General features: G+C 28.9%; 13 protein-coding genes. 12 read left to right on the top strand and 1 reads right to left on the bottom strand.

Going from position 1 to position 20,763, the window contains the following annotated elements:
* Window positions 1-593: 593 nt before the first annotated feature.
* From GOM42_RS07515 to GOM42_RS07460, 12 genes are all read left to right on the top strand, one after another.
* Window positions 594-2,510, top strand: a complete 1,917-nt coding sequence (locus GOM42_RS07515) for an oligopeptide transporter, OPT family (RefSeq protein ID WP_003477897.1) — start codon at window positions 594-596, stop codon at window positions 2,508-2,510.
* Between the two features lie 11 nt (window positions 2,511-2,521).
* Entirely contained in the window at window positions 2,522-2,863 is a 342-nt protein-coding gene (locus tag GOM42_RS07510; protein WP_252597637.1) for a PqqD family peptide modification chaperone, read from the top strand.
* A gap of 373 nt (window positions 2,864-3,236) precedes the next feature.
* Entirely contained in the window at window positions 3,237-4,607 is a 1,371-nt protein-coding gene (locus tag GOM42_RS07505; RefSeq protein ID WP_110026202.1) for an MATE family efflux transporter, read from the top strand.
* Between the two features lie 103 nt (window positions 4,608-4,710).
* Window positions 4,711-5,676: a tRNA-dihydrouridine synthase family protein gene (locus tag GOM42_RS07500; protein WP_003467304.1), complete on the top strand. Its 966-nt coding sequence runs from the start codon at window positions 4,711-4,713 to the stop codon at window positions 5,674-5,676.
* Between the two features lie 198 nt (window positions 5,677-5,874).
* Window positions 5,875-7,023 carry a flagellin lysine-N-methylase gene (gene fliB / locus GOM42_RS07495; RefSeq protein ID WP_003467170.1) on the top strand — a complete coding sequence of 383 codons (1,149 nt, stop codon included), beginning with the start codon at window positions 5,875-5,877 and terminating at the stop codon, window positions 7,021-7,023.
* A gap of 387 nt (window positions 7,024-7,410) precedes the next feature.
* On the top strand, window positions 7,411-8,241 hold the full coding sequence (locus GOM42_RS07490) for an ABC transporter permease (RefSeq protein ID WP_003462513.1): 831 nt from the start codon (window positions 7,411-7,413) through the stop codon (window positions 8,239-8,241).
* Between the two features lies 1 nt (window position 8,242).
* The gene (locus GOM42_RS07485; RefSeq protein ID WP_003467290.1) at window positions 8,243-9,025 is read left to right on the top strand and encodes an ABC transporter permease; all 783 of its coding nucleotides are present in this window, start codon (window positions 8,243-8,245) and stop codon (window positions 9,023-9,025) included.
* Between the two features lie 35 nt (window positions 9,026-9,060).
* Window positions 9,061-10,092 (top strand): ABC transporter ATP-binding protein, encoded by a 1,032-nt coding sequence (locus GOM42_RS07480; protein WP_078233793.1) that lies wholly within the window; start codon window positions 9,061-9,063, stop codon window positions 10,090-10,092.
* Between the two features lie 39 nt (window positions 10,093-10,131).
* A complete protein-coding gene (locus GOM42_RS07475; RefSeq protein ID WP_110077128.1) occupies window positions 10,132-11,178 on the top strand; it encodes an ABC transporter substrate-binding protein in 1,047 nt (348 codons plus the stop codon).
* A 15-nt stretch (window positions 11,179-11,193) separates the two neighbouring features.
* Complete coding sequence (locus tag GOM42_RS07470) at window positions 11,194-12,900, top strand: adenine deaminase C-terminal domain-containing protein (RefSeq protein ID WP_110077127.1); 1,707 nt, start codon at window positions 11,194-11,196, stop codon at window positions 12,898-12,900.
* A 148-nt stretch (window positions 12,901-13,048) separates the two neighbouring features.
* The gene (locus GOM42_RS07465; protein ID WP_110077126.1) at window positions 13,049-14,383 is read left to right on the top strand and encodes an amidohydrolase; all 1,335 of its coding nucleotides are present in this window, start codon (window positions 13,049-13,051) and stop codon (window positions 14,381-14,383) included.
* Window positions 14,384-14,631: 248 nt separating this feature from the next.
* Window positions 14,632-18,699: a glycoside hydrolase family 2 TIM barrel-domain containing protein gene (locus tag GOM42_RS07460; protein WP_252597636.1), complete on the top strand. Its 4,068-nt coding sequence runs from the start codon at window positions 14,632-14,634 to the stop codon at window positions 18,697-18,699.
* Window positions 18,700-18,821: 122 nt separating this feature from the next.
* On the opposite strand, the gene GOM42_RS07455 is transcribed toward GOM42_RS07460, so the two are convergent.
* Complete coding sequence (locus GOM42_RS07455) at window positions 18,822-20,585, bottom strand: DUF4091 domain-containing protein (protein ID WP_110077124.1); 1,764 nt, start codon at window positions 20,583-20,585, stop codon at window positions 18,822-18,824.
* Between the last annotated feature and the right edge of the window lie 178 nt (window positions 20,586-20,763).

The raw sequence follows: 20,763 nt of genomic DNA, 5'->3' as shown, positions 1-20,763 counted from the left end.
TTTATAGGTCTATGCAGCTTTTTAGTTTAATTTTATTTATATAAATATTTTTATAGGTTTTTATATAAGTTTTATGATGAAATGTTAAATTTCAAAAAAATCAATATTATTTAATAATAAATGTAAAAAATTTGTATATGTGAAAGAATTATCATGGATTTTTTTAAGTTAAAATGGTATTATTATAAGCATGATAAAAATATTTTAATAGTAAAATACACCATGAAAATATAAAAAAAATCTAATTTTTATAGGTAGATTTAAGCAAAGTATTAATTCATTGAAACAATGAAATACTTAATTATAAGCATTTCTTCTTTATGTATTTAGAAAGTTCTAAAAACATTTTAAAAGTATAGTGATAATAAATTACTATATAAAGGTTAACTTAATTGACAGCTTTTTGTTTAGCCTGTCTTTTAAGATGAGTTTAAATATAATATGCGCAATAATTAGTTTAAATAGCATTATAACTTTTGTTTTATGTGGATATAGTATAATATTTGTGCATTTTATAGAAAATATAACAATAGAACATATCAATAGATATTTTTATCCCTTGATATGAATAAAGGAAAGGAGAGATTAGGTGTATGAAAAAGAAATTACCTAAGGAAGCTTATGGTGGTGTAAGCGGTAAAGATTATGTTCCTTATTTTACTGGTAAGTCAAAAAATGGAGTTAATCTTCCTGTACTAATAATAGGTATAGTATTAGCTATTGTTTTTGCTGCTTCTACTGCTTATTCAGGTATGAAGTCAGGATTAACTGTTGCTGCTGGTATACCTGGGGCTATTATAGGGTCAGTTTTTGTAGGAATATTTGCACGTAGTAAAGGTATTCTTGGAAAAAACATAACTCAAGGTATGGCAAGTGGAGGAGAATCTATAGCAAGTGGTATGATATTTGTATTACCAGCAATTATACTAATAGGAAGTGACTTTACTTTCTTAGAAGGTGTAGCTGCAGGTGTAGGAGGAGTTCTATTTGGTATAGGATGTCTATCATTAGTTTATAACTATCTAATAGTTGAGGAACATGGAAAACTTATGTATCCTGAGTCAATGGCAATATCTGAAACTCTTGTTGCTTCTGAAGGAAGTGAAGACTCAATTAAATTTATGGGGATTGGATTTGTTATAAGTGGTATCATAAATGTTTTAACAGGATCATTTTTAAACTTAATAAACAATACTGTTACATATTTAGGAAGCAAATTTTATAAGTGGAAGTTTTCTACTGAAGTAAACCCACTTTTACTTGGTATTGGATTTATAGTTGGATTAGAAGTATCCCTTACTATGTTTGCAGGATCTATACTTGCTAACTTTGGTATAGCTCCATTAATAGGATATTTCAGTGATATGGCAGAGAAGAGCATGCATTCATGGAATGACGCTTCAATGTTAATTCACCAAATGGACGTAAATGCAATATCAGGAAGTTACGTTAAGTACATAGGAGCAGGAATGATGCTTTGTGGAGGTATTATAGGTGCTATAAAACTTATACCAACTATAATAGTTTCAATAAAAGAAACCTTAAAAGCAAGTCCTGTTAACGAAGAAAATGCTGAGAAAAATAGCGGATCTATAATAATACTTTTAGTAGGAGCTGTATTAGCTTTTGTTATAGGATTCTTCATTTCTAATAGCATTGCAATGGCTATAACAGGAGCAGTTGTTTCAATAATCCTATCATTACTATTCGTAATAGTTGCAGGACGCTTAACTGGTACAATAGGAACATCAAACCTTCCTGTATCAGGTATGACAATAGCTTCATTAGTAATATTAACACTAGTATTCGTTATAATGGGATGGACTGGAAAAGCTGATAACAAAGCATTACTTTTATTTGCTACATTTATGGTTGTTTCAATCTCTGTAGCAGGTGGATATAGTCAATCTCAAAAGGTAACATATATAATTGGTGGAAGCAAAAAAGAAATGCAAAACTCTTTCATGATTGCAAGTATAGTTGGTGTTGTTGTTGTTACTGGAACAATATTAGTACTTTCTAGCCAATTATCAATCACTGGAGCAGATGCACCTTTTGCGTTACCACAAGCTAACTTAATGTCAACATTAACTTCAGGTATAATGGAAGGAAACTTACCTTGGCCTATGATAATTGTTGGAGTAGTTATGGCTTTATTCTTATACTTAGTAGACTTACCAATAATGACTGTTGCCATAGGATTCTATTTACCTATATCAACAACTTCTATAATTTTAGTAGGTGCATTAATACGTGTATTTATTGAAAAAATGAGCAAGAGTGATCATGAAAAAGAAGTTAAGGTTTCAAATGGAATAAGTTTATCTTCTGGTCTTGTTGCTGGAGGATCTATTGTGGGATTAATAGGAATAGTTCTACAAGTAACAGGAATAATAACACCTGGAACACCAACTGGTTTTGTAGCTAGCAATGGAATGGCAATAATAGTGCTTATTCTTTTAGTTTTAGCAACTACATTGCCTATTATGAAATCTAAGGTGAAACATTAAGGTGAAATATAATGGATAATGATGAACTTTTAAATATGCGATTTAAAATCTGTGATAATCTTCAGTATGAAGTTGATGAAAATAGAATAGTTACTATTTTAGAAAAACAAGACCATAAGATTCAAAGATTTTTTAGAAAATTGAAATTTAAGATTCCAATGTATAAAAGAACTTCTTTAGATGAATATGGTAGTGAAGTATTTTTACAAATCAATGGAACTAATACCGTTAAGGAATTTGGTGAAGCCTTAGAAGAGAGATTTGGTGAAAAAGTACATCCTCTTTATGAAAGATTATTAGTTTTTCTAAACCACATATATTTAAATTGCAAGTATATTGAAAAAGTAGAATAGATTTTATCTTGTAACCTACAAAAGTCTTTTTATAGATTTTTGTAGGTTATTTTAATTTTAGGATATATTTTAAGTGAATTGTAATTTTGAAAAGATTTAACTTAAGGGAGGTTTGAATTCTTAACTATAGTTATTATTTTTTTCTTAAATAAGGAAAGATATTTTAAGTTTATAACAAAGCATCCTTATAATCATATTTATTGTTTTTTAAGTTATGGAAGAAATATTTAATATTTTTAAAACTATGCACAGAAAATATTGACTAAGAATAAGTAGATGCTATAATAAACAAGATTTGATAATAATTATTAATAACAAATGAAATGATTATTCATCATAAGAAATATAGGACATTAGGAATAGGGACATTATTATGAAAAATCAATATGAACTAAAGAATGAAAAAATAGGGAGATTGCTTTTAAAATATTCACTACCAGCTATACTATCTATGATGGTAACTTCCTTATATAACACTGTAGATAGAGCTTTTATAGGATCTATTAAGGATATAGGAGCCCTTGCCATATCTGGCTTAGGAGTAACTATGCCCTTATTTACAATACTAGGTGCTTTCTGCGTAGCCATATCTGTAGGTGGAAGCACTAATATATCAATAAAGCTAGGGGAAGAAAAGAGGGAAGAAGCTGAAAGAATATTAGGAAATACTTTTATATTATCCATAGTTGTTGCTTTAATTATTATGATCTTTGGATTCTCCTTTTTAGAAAAAATACTATACTTTTTTGGAGCAAGTAAGGAAACTATTATATATGCAAAGGATTATATGAGGGTAATACTTATAGGGGCATGGTTTAACTTTCCTGGATTTGCTCTTAATAATGCAATAAGAGCTGAGGGAAATCCAAAGTTAGCTGGTAAAATCATGATAATAAGTTGTGTTTTAAACATAATTTTAGATCCAATATTTATATTCTTATTTCATATGGGAATTAAGGGAGCTGCCTTAGGAACTATAATTTGTCAATTCATAGTTTTTCTATGGACAATGTATTATTTTACCTTAGGAAAGTCAAACTTAAAGTTAAGGATTAAAGGAAAGATATTAAATAAGAATATTTTAAGGGCAATAATCTTAATTGCTTTAACTCCGTTTTTTATGGAGCTTGCAGCAGGATTTATACATTTAATAACAAATAGAGTGCTTAAGGATTATGGTGGAGATTTAGCTATAGGTGCAATGACTTCAATAACATCTATATATCTTTTGTTTTTGATGCCAGTCTTTGGACTGAGCCAAGGAATGCAAACCATAGTTGCATATAATTATGGAGCGAAGGAGTATAAACGTGCTAAAAAAACTCTATTAATGACTATAATAATTGCAACTTTAATTTTAACTCTAGGCCTTGTACTTATTAGAATTTATCCAAGGGAGTTTATTAATATATTTACAAAGGATAAGGAGTTAATAAATATAGCACTTAATGGGTTAAAAATATATACAATTGCCCTACCCACCTTAGGGGTTTCAATCTTAGGGGCAGTATATTTTCAGTCTATAGGAAATGTTAAAAAGTCAATTTTTTTAAGTTTATTAAGACAAGTTATACTATTTATACCTATTGTATTTATAATACCTAGAGTATATGGACTAAATGGAGTGTGGATTTCACAACCCTTAGCTGATATTTTAGCTACCCTGATAATACTTATATTTTTAATAAAAGAATTTTACATAAGAGATAAGAGTTATGCAATTTCCATAGAAGAAAGTGAATAGCTAATTAAAGAAATTTACATAAAAATACTTTAATTACTAAGTGGATAAGAAGAAAAAAGCCTGTTATAATATTTTCTAGAATCTTTAAAAAAAGGAGAAACAAATGAAGTATTATTTAGCACCAATGGAAGGGATTACTGGATTTATATATAGAAATTCTTATGAAAAGTTTTTTGGCGGAATTGATAAATACTTTGCCCCTTTTGTTGTTCCAAATAGTAGTAAAAGTCTTAAAACTAAGGAATTAAGAGATGTTTTGCCAGAGAATAATAAAGGAATAAACTTAGTTCCACAAATACTTACCAATGATTCAGAAGGGTTTATTTTAACAGCTAAAAAGCTTAAGGATTTAGGATATAATGAAATAAATTTAAACTTAGGATGTCCCTCTGGAACAGTTGTTGGTAAGAAAAGAGGGTCAGGTTTTTTAGCTCACAAGGAAGAACTTGATAAGTTTTTAGAAGAAATATTTAAAATAGATGACATAAAAATTTCAATAAAAACTAGATTAGGAATGGATAAGCCTGAGGAATTTTATGAACTTATAAAAATTTATAATAAGTATCCTATGGAGGAGCTTATTATTCATCCTAGAACAAGACAAGATTTTTATGGAAATAAACCTAATTTAGAGGTTTTTAAAGATGCAATTTCTTTAAGTAAGAATCCAGTTTGTTATAATGGAGATATTTTTACCTTAGAGGATCATAATAAATTGGTTGAAGAATTCAAAGAAGTGGATAAAATAATGTTAGGAAGAGGGGTCTTAGCTAACCCAGCCTTAATGAATGAAATTTTAAACAATGAGTTTATGGACAAAAAGGTATTAAAAGAGTTTCATGATGAAATATTTAGTAAGTACAGAGAAGTATTTAATGAAGATAGAAATGCAATGTTTAGAATGAAGGAGCTATGGGGATATATGATATATATGTTCTCAAATAATAAAAAATATGCTAAGAAAATAAAGAAAGCTCAGAAAGTAGTTGATTATAACCAAGCTGTTACAAGTCTATTTTTAGAACAGGATATACTTAAGGGAGCTGGATTATTTAGTAGTGAAGAGTAAATATAAGATATGTTTCTTTATATTTAATATATTTATTTTAAAATCTATCAGACTTTAGTTTTATTGTCTGGTAGATTTTTTATTATAGGAATAAGAATAGTATAGTAAAAAATAGTAAATTAGAAAGTGTGCTATAATTACATTTATTAGAGTAATTAGACTTTTAACTAATATAATGAAAATATGGAGAGAAATTATATGAATGAAGAAAAGATTATTAAGAAACTTTCAGGTTATGATGATTTTAAGTGTATAGCTGATAGCTGTAAATTCACTTGTTGTGAAGGATGGGATATTGATATAGATAAGGATACATATGAAAAATGGAAAAATAATAAAGAACATTCTAAATACCTTTTAAATAATGTAAAAGTGAGAGAAGTTAATGGGGAAAAATTATACTTTATAAACAAAGATACCTTTGAAGCGTGTTCTTTTTTAGATTGTAAGGGACTGTGTAATATAGTTAAGTGTAAAGGGGAAGAGTATTTATCTAAAACTTGTAGTACATTTCCAAGAATAAGTAATGAGTTTGAATATAGAAAAGAGCTTTCTTTATCATGTTCATGTCCAGAAGTTATGGAAATATTAGATAATATAGATAGTGAGATTATAATAAATCAATTGGAAAAAATAAATAAAGAAGATATACCATTAGAGCTTAAATTGAGGGATACTTTAATAAATATAATGTATGAAGAGGGATTTTCCTTAGAAGAAAAATTACTTTTAGGTTTTGAGATGTTGTTAAATATATTAGAAAATGAAAGTTATACTAGTGAAGATATTTTCTTAGATGAACTAGAAAAGTATAGTAACATAGAGTACATAAAAGAAGTGATTTATCTATATAATGAAATAAAAATAAATAAAGGTGAATCATTAGAGGAAGTAAACTCTCTGTTTTTAGATATTATAGAAAATTATAAGAGTATTTCTAATCTAAAGTGTGTACTAGAAAGAGTATCTGATTTTGCTGAAAATACTAATATAAATCTTTTAAGTGAAAAGTGGGAGAAATATAAAGAATCATTTAAAGAATTTGAAGATTTACTTAAAAAATGTATTATATCTAAGATATTTAGTAATTGTACAAGTGATGATATGGAAGATATGATAATTTCTTTCCAATTAATTATATTAGAATATTTATTAACAAGATATTCTGTATTTTTAAATTATTGTATTAATGATGAAAAAATACAAAGGGAAGAGATAAAGAATAATATTATTACTTTTTCAAGAGTTATTGAAAATAATAAAGATGCTGTTATAGAGTTCTTAAATGATGGCTTTGAGGAGATAATTTTAGAAATAGGTTATCTATGTTTTATAAGTTTGGTCTAAATTGTATTTTAAACTAAGAAGAGATTTAAAACTATGTATAAGTTTACATATATAAGTTAACAATAACTTAAAATTTTTTATTTAAATACCATATTTAAGACAATAATCATATTGAAAAATATATATGATTATTGTCTTTTTGTGTTTATATATGGATTTTATTTATTATTATAGGGATTTTCTATGGTTGTATAATATTCGTGATTTTTATTGGAATATGAATAAATTTTTAATTTGATTAATTTAAAGGTATTAAAATAATATAATTTACGAATATTATTTTATATTATATTGACAATATACGCAATAAAAAGTAGAATAAAATTAAATTATGTAGAAATTAAAAACAGTGAGTAAAGATACAGCACTTAGAGACGGAGGAAAAACATGAGGAAAATAAGCCAGTATTTATTATTTATACCCTGCATAGTATTAGTAGCATATTTTATGATAGTTCCATTAGTAGATGTAATAATTCCTACTTTCACTAATACAAATGGTGGTATGTTTAGTGCCTATAAAGAATTTTTCACAGATTCTTATATGATGTCAATATTTTGGAGAACCATTAAGATATCTTTAGTATCATCTATAATTTGCATGTTTATAGGTGTGCCAGTTTCTTATTACATATCAAGAGTTTCTAAAAAGGTGAGAGGTTTTCTTATAGCCTTAACAGTCTTTCCCATATTAACAAATTCAGTTGTTCGTTCATTTGCTTGGATGAGTATCTTAGGAAAAAATGGAATAATCAATAGTTTATTAATGAAGTTTAATTTAATACAAGAGCCATTATCACTACTATATACAGAAGGAGCTATTATAATAGGTACAATTTATATTTTCTTACCACTTATGATTATCTCCCTAGTAGGAGTTATGGAAAATATAGATAATGACTTATTAGAAGCAGCAGAAAGTTTAGGAGCTAATAGATTAAAAGCATTCTTTAAAGTTGTATTTCCACTTAGCTTACCAGGATTAATAGTTGGAACAGTTTTGGTATTTACAGGTTCCTTAACAGCTTACACAACACCTCAATTATTAGGAGGAAATAAAAATACGGTTTTAGCAACTTTAATATACCAAAAAACTATGACATTAGGTGATTGGCAAGGGGCCGCAGTTGTAGCAACAATAATGATTGTAGTCACTTTAATAGTAATAAAGGGGATTAACTTCCTAGCATCAAGATTAGATAAGAGAGGGGTTTCTTAAAGTGAAGAAGAGCAAAGTATTAACAACCTTCGTTGTTTTGGTTTATATATTTCTATTTGCACCGCTAGTAATTATTGCCATGACTAGTATAGGAACAGAAAATTATATAGCATTTCCTCCAAAAGGATTTAGTTTGCAATGGTTTATTACAGTATTTAAATCTGAGTCATTTATAAAAAGTATGGGGACAAGCTTCTTAATATCTACAGTATCTACATTATCAGCTTTGGTTATAGGAATGCCGGCGGCTTATGGATTAAGTAGATATAACTTCAAAGGAAAAGATATTCTTAAGAGTTTCTTCTTTTCGCCTTTAATAGTTCCTGGAATAGTAGTGGGATTCTCATTGTTTCAGTTTTTATTGGTAAAGATGAACTTATCAGTATATGCTAGTTTGTTTATTGGACATACTCTAATAATAATTCCTTACATCATAAGAGTTGTAGGATCAAGTTTAGAGGGGTTTGATTATTCCATAGAGGAAGCAGCTATGAGCTTAGGATGTAAAAAATCACAAACTTTCTTTAAAGTAGTTTTACCAAATATAACATCAGGGGTAATGGCAGCATTTATGTTGGCTTTTATAAATTCATTTAATAATGTTCCAGTATCTATATTTCTAACTGGACCAGGAGTAAGCACATTACCTACAACTATGATGAACTATGTTGAATATAATTATGATCCAACAGTATCAGCTTTATCAGTAATCTTAATGATATTAACTATTGGAATTATGTACATATTAGAAAAAACATTAGGATTAAATAATTTTGCAGGATAGAATTTAAGTTAAAAATTTATTTGGAGGATGAAAACATGGATTTAATAAACCTACAGAATATAAATGTTTCTTATGATAAGAAAAATAATATATTGGAAAATCTAAATTTAAAAGTTAAAAAAGGAGAATTAGTTTCTCTTTTAGGACCAAGTGGGTGTGGAAAGACAACAACATTAAGGGTTGTAGCTGGATTTATAGAACCAACAGCAGGAAAGTTTTTATTAGGAGATGAAGACTATACAAATATACCTGTTCATAATAGAAACTTTGGATTAGTCTTTCAAAGCTATGCATTGTTTCCTCACTTAACAGTAGAAGAAAATGTAGCCTTTGGATTAAAGATGAAAAAGATGAGCAAAGAAGAAATAAGAAAAAAGGTTGATGATATATTAAAAGTTGTTGATATGAGTCATTTAGCAAAGAGGTATCCAAAGGAATTATCTGGAGGACAAAGACAAAGGGTTGCCATAGCAAGAGCCTTAGTAATAGAGCCAAGTCTTTTATTACTAGATGAACCTTTAAGCAACTTAGATGCTAAATTAAGATTAAAAATGAGAGTTGAAATAAGAAAACTTCAACAAAAGCTTGGAATAACAACATTATTCGTAACTCATGACCAAGAAGAATGTTTTTCAATTTCAGATAAAGTAGCAGTTTTAAATAAAGGGGTAATAGAACAATTTGATACTCCAGAAAATATTTATTCAAATCCAGCAACAGAGTTTGTTGCAAGATTTGTAGGTTTTGAAAACTTTATAGATTTAATAAAGGTATCAGAAGATACATACAAAAATGAGAGTGGAATTAACTTAAAAGTTAACAAGGTTAAGGATAAGAATGAAGTAAAAGCAACTATAAGACCAGATGATATAAAGATTGTAAAAGAGGATTTAGAAAACACTGTAGATGGAGTTATAGAGGTTAGAACTTTCTTAGGAAAGGCATACCAATATGATATTAAAACAAAACTTGGGAATCTAATTGTAAATAGTGAAAATGACGGCATATATGAAAAGGGACAAAATATAAAACTTCAATTACCAGTGGATAAAATAGTAATTTTATAAAACTTAAATATAAAAAATATGTTTATAAAGGAGAATCTTATGAAAAAGAAAATTTTAGCAACCTTATTAACAGGATTAGTACTAGGGACATCTTTAGTTGGATGTGGAAAAACAGAAGGAGCAGAGGCAGGAAAAAAATTAGTAGTTTCAACTTGGGGATTAAATGAAGATGTATTAAAGGAGACAGTATTTGAACCATTTGCTAAAGAACATGGTGTGGAAATAGTTTTAGATATAGGTAATAACTCAGAAAGATTAACTAAGATAAAAAATAATCCTAACTCACAAATAGATATAACTTATTTAGCAGAATCTTTTGCAGAGCAAGGAGTAGAAGCAGGTATATTCGATAAATTAGATTATTCAAAGATTCCTAATGCAAGTGAGATGAATGAAAAGGCTAAATCTACAGTAGAGGCAGGATATGGACCAGCATATACATTAAATAGTATAGGAATAGTTGTAGATCCTTCAGCAGGAATTGAAATAAATTCTTGGGAAGATTTATGGAAACCAGAACTTAAAAATAAAATAGCTATACCAGATATTACAACAACTAATGGTCCAGCAATGGTAGAAATAGCAGCAGAAAAGGCAGGAGTAGATGTTAAAACTGATAATGGAGAAGCTGCATTTAAAGAATTAGAAGCTTTAAAACCAAATGTTGTTAAAACTTATAGTAAATCTTCAGATTTAGCTAATATGTTCTCAAATGGTGAAATAGTAGCTGCTGTAGCATCAGACTTTGCTTTTGGAACAATTTCAAAAGCTAAACCAGAGGTTATAAATGTAATACCTGAGTCAGGAACTTACTTAAACTTTAATACAATAAATATAAATAAAAATTCTAAAAATAAAGATTTAGCTTATGAATTTATTAACTATGCATTAAGCAAAGAAGTTCAGGAGAAAACTGCTAAAGCTTTAAATGAATCACCAGTTAATAAAGAAGTTAAATTAAATGGAGAAGAAACTAAAAACTTAACATATGGACCAGTGGTTGATAACGCTAAGGTAATTGACTTTAAGTTTGTTAATTCAGTAATGGATCAATGGGTTAATAACTGGAACAGAATAATGAACTAGTTTGCAGGTAGTGAAATGCAAGTAGAATTAATTATTAAAAATTTAAAGGTATATAATAGTTATTTTAAAAAATTCATAAAAGGTGATGTCTTAATAAATAAGGGGAAATTTCTTCATATAGGGAAAGGATATGAAGATAGATTATGGTCTGAAAATGTAATAGATGGGGAAGGAAAATATATAATTCCTGGATTAATAGATATACACATGCATATAGAGAGTTCTATGACTATTCCAAGGGAATTTTCTAAGGCTGCAATAAAACATGGGGTCACTACAGTAGTAGCTGATCCTCATGAAATTGCTAATGTTTTTGGAATAAGAGGTATAGAAGAATTTATTAAATTTAAGGGAAATCTAGATATATTTTATGGTATACCTAGCTCAGTACCTTCAACTTCAAGTTCACTAGAGACAACAGGGGAGAAAATAACTCACAATGAGGTAAAAAGATTATTAGAGTATGATAATATTATTTGTCTTGGAGAAGTAATGAACTTTAAAGACTTAATAGAAGATGATGATTCTAATATAAATAAAATAATAAATATAAGTAAAGAAAAAAATATACCTTTAGAAGGGCATTGTCCTAAAATACAAGGAGTAGATTTATCACTTTATATTTATAGAGGGGTTAATGGGGATCATACTCAGCAGTCAGTTGGATCCCTTCAAGAAAAAATTCAAAATGGTATGTTTATAGAGATGCAACATAAATCAATGACATTAGAGAATATAAAATTTTTGATTGAAAATAATTTATATGAGCATTTTGCATTAGTAACAGATGATGTAATGGCAGATAAATTAGTTAAGGGGCATCTTGATGAGATTTTAAAGGAAGCCGTAAAGCTTGGAATGTCTATAGAGAATGCAATATATGCATCTACATATACGCCAGCTAGAAGAATGAATCTTTTAGATAGAGGAACAATTGCACCTGGAAAGCTAGCAGATTTTATATTGTTAGATAGTATAGAAGATTTTAATATATATGAAGTTTATAAAAATGGGGAAATGGTTTTTAATAGAGATAAGGGGTTAAAAGAAGAGTTTTTTGAAGATAAAAGCAAATTAGATTATAGATTTTATAATAGTATAGAATTAAATAATATTACTAAAGAAAGTTTAGAGGTTAAAGTACCAAATAAGTATAAAAATAAAGTAAATTGTAGAACTATGAAAGTCTTAAAGAATACTACTTTTACAGAAGAGGGAGAAGTAACTTTAAATGTTTATAATAATATTTTACAATGGGAAAAGAGTAGCTGTGCATTAATTGCTGTTTTTGAGAGATATGGTAAAAATAATAATATATCTTTTGGATTAGTAGAAGGAGAAATTATAAAAGAGGGAGCAATAGCAACTACTTGGGCTCATGATCATCATAACCTTATGGTAATGGGAAGAAATATTAGTGATATGACTATAGCGGCTAATGAGGTTATAAATTCTAGGGGAGGATATGTAGTCTCAAAAAATAATGAAGTAATTGCTAAATTAGAGTTACCAATAGGTGGAATAATCAGTGATGAACCTATTGAAATCATAGGAGAAAAGCTAGGGGAAGTTAGGAGTGCCATGAGAGATTTAGGATATAATCATATGAATGAAATTATGTCATTTAGCACTTTATCTTTACCTGTTAGTCCTGCATTAAAGATAACAGATAAAGGGTTAATAGATGTTAAAAAAGGTAGTATTGTTTCTTTATTCAAATAAAGTCTATATTAAGTGATTATTGATTTTTATTTAGTTAGCTTTAACTTAATTACGCAAAGTAATATAAAAGGAAAGTAAGGGGATGTATCTTAGTAGATATAGCCTCTTATTTTTAGCTATATTTTAGGTGGATTTTGGAGGGGATAATATGAGTAAAATAGTAACTTTAATAAAAAATGTTACAGTTCTTACTATGAATGAACATAAAGAAATTATAGAAAATGGTTTAGTTGTTTTTGAAAAAAATAAAATAGTATATGTTGGAACTGATGTAAGGACAGAAGAAAAATTAAAAAGAAGTGGATATAAAGTTGAGGTAATAGATGGTGAAGAGGGAATATTAATGCCAGGTATGATAAACTGTCATACTCATGGGTCTATGGTTCCTTTTAGAAGTTTAGCTGACGATTGTAAGGATAGATTAAAGAGATATTTATTTCCCTTAGAACAAAGATTAGTTGATAAAGAATTGACTTATATAGGAGCAAAGTATGCTATAGCAGAAATGCTATTAGGTGGAGTAACTACCTTTTGTGATATGTATTATTTTGAAGATGAGGTAGCGAAAGCTGCTAAAGAATTAAATATGAGAGGAGTGCTTTGTGAGACAATAGTAGATTTTCCTTCGCCAGATTCAGAAAAGGCTTTTGGAGGGATAGATTATTCCATAAAATTTATAGAAAAATGGAAAAATGATGATTTGATAACTCCAGGAATAGCTCCTCATGCACCTTATACAAATACAGAGGAATCATTAAAGGAAGCATATAAAATTAGTAAAAAATATGATGTTCCTATAACTATGCATTTAGCAGAAATGGACTATGAGTTAGAGGAATATAAAAATAAATATAATCTTACTCCAGTTTCTTATTTAGATAAGCTTGGAGTTTTAGACTCTAATTTTATAGCGGCCCATGCAGTTTTAGTTAATGAAGAAGATATAGAAATTTTAAAGAAGAATAATGTTAATATATCTCATAATATAGGGGCAAATTCTAAAGGCGCTAAAGGAATAGCCCCAATATTAAAGATGAAAGAAAAAGGAATAAATATTGGACTTGGAACAGATGGTCCTATGAGTGGAAATACTTTAGATATATTAAGCCAGATGTCACAAGTGGGAAAAATTCATAAATTATTTAATAAAGATAGAACTTTACTACCATCAATAGATTTAATAGAAATGGGAACCATAGGTGGAGCTAAAGTTTTAGGAATTGATAAAGAAGTTGGATCTATAGAGGTTGGTAAAAAAGCTGATTTAACTTTAATAGAAACAAAATCAGTAAATATGCAACCTATATATGATTATTATGCAACAATAGTATATTCTGCTAATTCTAGTAATGTAGAATTAGTAGTTGTTGATGGTAAGATTGTTGTTAAGGATAAAAAATTAGTAAGTGCTAGCTTTTCTGAAGTAAGAAAAGATTTACTAGGTTTAACAGAGAAAATAAAGAAAATTTCTAAAGAACTTTAGGGTTTTATATAAGAATAAAGCTTAATTAAACTTAATAGAATAAAAACACATTGAGAAATTCAATGTGTTTTTTAGTTATAATTTTTATTATTTACTACTAAATAAATAATTTATAATGATAAATTATTTTGTAATAGTTAAAAAGTTTTTATGACTTTACCATGAATTTACTTGATGGTATTATTATACATATAAGTTAAAATAAGTAAAATAGCTTATATGTATATTTAATAAGGGGGGAAATTAATATGCAATCATTTAACAAAAGGGGGACAGCTTTAGGAGCAGCAATTGCATTTGCTTTAACCTTAGCACCTACCTTAGTAATGGCTGAAACAAGACAAATTCCTGAATCTGAAACAGTAAATGTTGGATTCATAAAAGATGGAGAGAGATCAACAATATTCAATCAAAACTGGAAGTTTTTTAAGGGAGATCCTTCTGGTGCTGAAGGGGTAGACTTTGATGATTCTTCATGGAGAGGACTAAACTTACCTCATGATTGGAGTATTGAAGGAGATTTTACTGTTGAAGGGGAAGCTGAAAGTGGATTCTTATTAGGAGGAACTGGATGGTATCGTAAAGCCTTTGTAGTTCCTGAAAAGTATAATGGTAAGGATTTTACATTAAACTTTGATGGAGTATATATGAATGCTGAAGTATATGTAAATGGTAAAAAGGTTGGTGACCATAATTATGGATACACTTCTTTTGCCTTTGATATTACTGAAGCTTTAATATGTGATGGACAAACTGAAAATATAATTGCTGTTAAGGTATCTAACCCAGTGCCAACTAGTAGATGGTATTCTGGAAGTGGAATTTATCGTGATGTAACTTTAAGTGTAACAGACTCTATTCATGTTGCCCATGCAGGAACAACAGTTACTACTCCAAAACTTGAAGAGCAAAAAGGTGGAGATGTAGATGTAACTATTGAGACTATAGTTGAAAACGAGTCCAAAGACAATTCTATGGTTACTGTAAAAAGTACAGTAGTAAATTCTAAGGGAGAAGAAGTTAGCGAGGCAGTAATAAATGAACAAAGTATAGGAGCTAATGAAAGTTATACTTTCAATCAAACTGCTATTGTAAATAATCCTGATTTATGGTCAGTTGATAATCCAAATATGTATAAGGTAAAAAGTGAAGTATTAGTAGATGGAAAGGTTATGGATACTTATTTTACTGATTTTGGATTTAGATATTATAATTTTGATAAAGATACTGGATTCTCTTTAAATGGAGAAAATATGAAATTAAAAGGTGTTTGTATGCACCATGACCAAGGAGCTTTAGGAGCAGCATCTTATTATCGTGCAGTAGAGCGTCAAATGGAGAAAATGAAGGAAATGGGAGTAAATGCAATCCGTGTTTCTCATAATCCTGCTAGTGAAATGTTATTAGAAATTTGTAATCGTTTAGGATTATTGGTTATTAATGAAGCCTTTGATACATGGACAAATCCAAAGAACGGAAATGTAAATGACTTTTCTAAGTATTTTAATGAAGTAATAGGAGAAGATAATGAAATTTTAAATGGTTCTCCAGAAATGACATGGGGAGAGTTTGAAGCTAGATCTATGGTTAAAAACTCTAAGAATAACCCATCTATAATAATGTGGTCAATAGGTAATGAGGTATTAGAAGGAATTAGTGGAAGTGCATCTAATTATACTAACGTAGCTCAAAATATAATTGATTGGATTAAGGATGAGGATGAAACAAGACATGTTACTATAGGAGATAATAGAACTAAAAATGGAGATAGAACAGCAGAGGCTATTTCAGAGGTGGTTGATGACAATGGTGGATTAGTTGGATTTAACTATGCAAATGAAGCACAGGTTGCACAGCAAAGAGCAAACCATCCAGATTGGACATTATATGCTTCTGAAACTAGTAGTGCAATACACACTAGAGGATATTATAAAACAAAGGGAATAGATTATAGTAATCATCGTATTTCAGAGTATGATAATAATCAAACAAGAGTTGGTTGGGGACATTCAGCTAGTGATGCTTGGAAGTTTGTAATCAAAAATGATTATAATGCTGGAGAATTTGTTTGGACAGGATTTGACTATATAGGAGAGCCTACTCCTTGGAATGGTACTGGTACAGGTACAGTTGGTGGAGGAAATGGAGCAGCTCCAAAATCAAGTTACTTTGGTATAGTTGATACTGCAGGATTTGAAAAAGATATTTATTATTTATATCAAAGTCAATGGAATGATGATGTAAATACATTACATGTACTTCCAACGTGGAACAGAGAAGATATAGTTATAGAAAATGGAAATGTTGAAGTAAACGTATTTACTGATGCTCACAAAGTTGAATTATATCTAAATGATGAAAAGATTGGGGAGCAAACTTCAACTGAGCATACAACTGATGCAGGATATAAATACTATACTTTTGGAAATGATTCATTGTATCCAGTATTTAATGTTCCTTATGAGGAGGGTACATTAACTGCTAAGGCATATGACAAAGAAGGAAATGAAATCACAAATACAGAGGGAAGAAATACAGTGAAAACAACTAGGGAGGCTTCAACTGTAAGATTAAGTGCAGATAGAGATACTATTGATTCAGATGGATATGATTTATCTTATATTACTGTAGATATTGTTGATGAAAATGGCAATATAGTTCAAAATGCAGATAATAGATTAAATTTTGAGTTAGAAGGAAATGGAAAAATTGTAGGTGTTGATAATGGAGATCAAACTGATACAGATTCTTATAAACCTACAAGTGATACAGAAGCTTCTAGAAAAGCATTAAGTGGTAAGGCCTTAGTAATAGTTCAATCAACTAAGGATGCTGGAAATATAAGATTAAATGTTTCAGGTGAGGGGTTACAATCTCAATCTATAGAAATTAATACTGTAAATAATGCTGGAGAAGATAAGTTCTTAGAATCTTATGAAATAGTTAAAGATTACTATGTTAATTTAAATGAAAAGCCAGAGTTACCAAGTACAGTAGAAGGAAGATATAGTGATGGAACAACTGAGACTTTTAATATTTCATGGAATGATTATGATGAATCACAATTAAATACTCCACAAGTATTTAAGATAAATGGTAAATTAGAGGGAACAGATGTGGCTGTAAATGTAAATGTCCATGTAATTGGTGATGTGGTTTCAATGGAAAATTACTCAACATTTACTTATGCTGGACAAACTCCTACACTTCCTAAAACTGTTAAAGGATATTTAGCAGATGGAAATGAAAGTGAAGAGTTTAAAGTGGATTGGAATTTAGAAGGCGTAGATTTCTCTGAGCCTAATACAACAGTTGAAGTTTTAGGAGAAGTAACCTTATTAGGTAAGACATATACTGTTACTTCAACAGTACGTGTAGTTGAGGCTTTAAAAGCTGCTGCCAACTTAGCTATAAATAATTCTTCTAACAAAGATATTCCTGCTTTAAGCCAAAGTTGCGTTTCTACAGCTGATAATTTAAATTCTATTAATAATGGAATAACTAATAATGGTACAGATACAAGAGAACGTTGGACAAACTGGAATGAAAGAGATTTAACTGTAAATGGTGAACCTAAAGGGGCATATGTTCAATTAGATTGGGAAAATAAATATAATATTGATAGATTAGATTTATGGGTATTTACTGATAATATTTATGGAAGAATTCCTAAGAAAGTAGAAATAAGTTATAAAAATGAGGCTGGTGAATATGAGGTAGTTACTCATTCAAATACAACAGAGGTATCATACCTTGCTGGAGAAACAACTTATTTCTTAGATAAAGTAATAAATACTGATAGTATTCGTGTTTATATGCAACAACCTGAAGTAGGTAAGTGTATTGGATTATCAGAGGTTGCAGTATATGAGTATGTACCACAAGTAAGTGCTAATGAAGGTAATAAATTATCTGAAATAAAATTAGATGGAGAAGTCTTAGAAGGATTTAATCCTGATACTAATGAATATACAGTTAATTTAAAAGAATTACCTAAAACTGTAGAAGCTTCAGGGGAAGAAAATATGGCTGTAACTATATTACCAGTTTATAATAATAAATCAATAATCATTGCTCGTTCAGAATCTGGTGCTAAAAACATCTATACTGTAAATTATGTATTAGAAGAATCTGAAGGGTCAGCAGATATTAATGAGGATGGTTCTATAAATGTAGGAGATTTATCAATAGTATCTAAATATCAAGGAGAGGTTATATCAGGAAATGCTTTAAGTGAAAAATCTGATATAAACAAAGATGGAGTAGTAGATAAAGCTGATATCCAAATAGTTATGGATAAGATCTTAGGAGAATAATCTTTTAAATAAAAAATAAGTTGTATAAAAGGGGCGTGTATCAAAATATAATAATAAAACTTACTTTGATACACGTCTATTTTTATTGATTTCTAAAGGGTGAAAACCTCTAAGTAGATTAACTACAAGGTTTTCATAGTTAATGAAATAAATTCTCTTGCAAAGTTATTTATGCCATTTTTCATTCTATTTGCTTCTGAGATAGTTAAATCTCTATCCTCCTTAGAAGCTGCTACTGCAGAGCCATAGGAATTTTCTCCTTTATTAGGTCTTTTTAGAGAGTAGATTAAATTTTCTATAGAATTTTTTAAGTTTGGAGCCTTTTCCATAAGATATTTGGCTTTGTTTATATCTCTTATACCTTCTTTTAATTTTTCTAATCTAGGAGTAGAGTAAAAGGTTTTATCTATACTATCCTTTTCTGCTGGATATATAAGAAAAGGGTCTCCAGGTTCCCAATATTTATAAGAAACATTTTCTAAAGGATTTTCAACCCAACCATCCCATGACCAACGTAAAAAGCCATTGGTGTTTTGGTATAAGGAGTACCACATAGTAAAAGCACCTTCAGAAGGATCACTTATGGTAAAACTACTTGGATAATCTCCAGTACAGGTGTATATTGTAGTTAATAATCCAAGTTCTTGTCTATGATTAGACATATTTTTCATATCATCAGAATTATGATTTATATGGGATAATCCAATTGATATATCATCTATTCTATCTAAGAAAGAGTAGTCATTTCCACTTTCATAGTCCATGGCAGAAGAAATTTTAAAATGCTCTTCATATTTATTTGTTATGCTTTCAATTAAATCAACAGAAGCTTTTAAATCATCCATACTTCTTTCATCCATTGAAATATAAGTTATGTTAAACCATCCTTTTTCTTCAAGATGAGACATAAATGAAGTTAAAAATTGTGTCCAAATGTTTATCCAAAGATCACTACCAGGGTTTGGATTTATGGCTTCTTCTTTATTAGTAGCTTCATTAAAGTACTGAATTCTATTATTCCAAGGGACAATACTATAACACTTTATTTGGCCAAAGCCCTTTTCAGGATCTAGAATTCCTAAGTCTATATTAAGTTGAATCCACTTATCAAAATGAGAGTAGTCAAATTCAAAGGTGCCATAGGAGTTTTTTCTCCACTTAATCATTGAAGGGTCACTATCATAAGATTGATGATTCCAAGCTTCATGAACTATAGTAGCTATAACACCACGTCCTCCCATATTTCTATACTCTTTAAGATTATCTCTTAAATATTTAAAATGCTTTTCTGTAAATAAATCTTCTTTGGATATTTTATAATACCTTGCTATGGTGTAAGGATGTTGCCAAAACTCAATTTGAGTATTTGTTTCCCTTGGAAGAGGTTGTACTAAGTTTAAAACTTCAAAGGAATAATCAAAAGTATAGGCTTTTTCTAATTCATCAGCAGTGACTTCAATAGAACCATTATAAATTCCAGGTTTTGCATTCCTAGGAATTTTTATATTAATCCAAGCAGAGGCTATTTTATTTTCTTCTATATTTAGTGAACCAGAATTATGAATAATATCTGGGAAAGGTTCAAGGGGAGCAGAAGGATTACTACGTCCTATGTTAGCTAAGGTTTCTTTAAGCCAAGAAATCTTAATATTATTTGAAGAGATTAAATCCCCATTTTCATTTATAAAGTCACTTGAAGAAAGGGTAACATTATCAATAGGAGAGGAGTTTGTCCACATAACAATTTTAGAATTAAGTTCATCTCCTATCCAAGCTACCTCAGTCAAAGTATTTAAGTTTAATTTTTTTATTTCATCATAATCCTTTTGAAGATAATGAAAGTCAGTAGAGCCAATAGAAGCACCAAGAATAGTATCTTTTTTCATAAAATAAACCTTCCTTCTTTTTCTAAAAATTAGTAATAAATACATTATAAGATAGAAGTTTTAAAAATAGAACATTTAAAAAAAGTCTATTGTTAAAAGGTTGAGTAAAGAAGAGATTTATATTACACAATTATATTATAATCTCATAATTTTCTGAATTTATCATATACATTATAAA

Source organism: Clostridium sp. 16K-1-R1 (assembly GCF_023921145.1).
Lineage (GTDB): Bacteria > Bacillota > Clostridia > Clostridiales > Clostridiaceae > Sarcina > Sarcina perfringens.
Note: the sequence above shows the minus strand (reverse complement) of the source record. Positions and strands in the feature narration are given on the sequence as shown.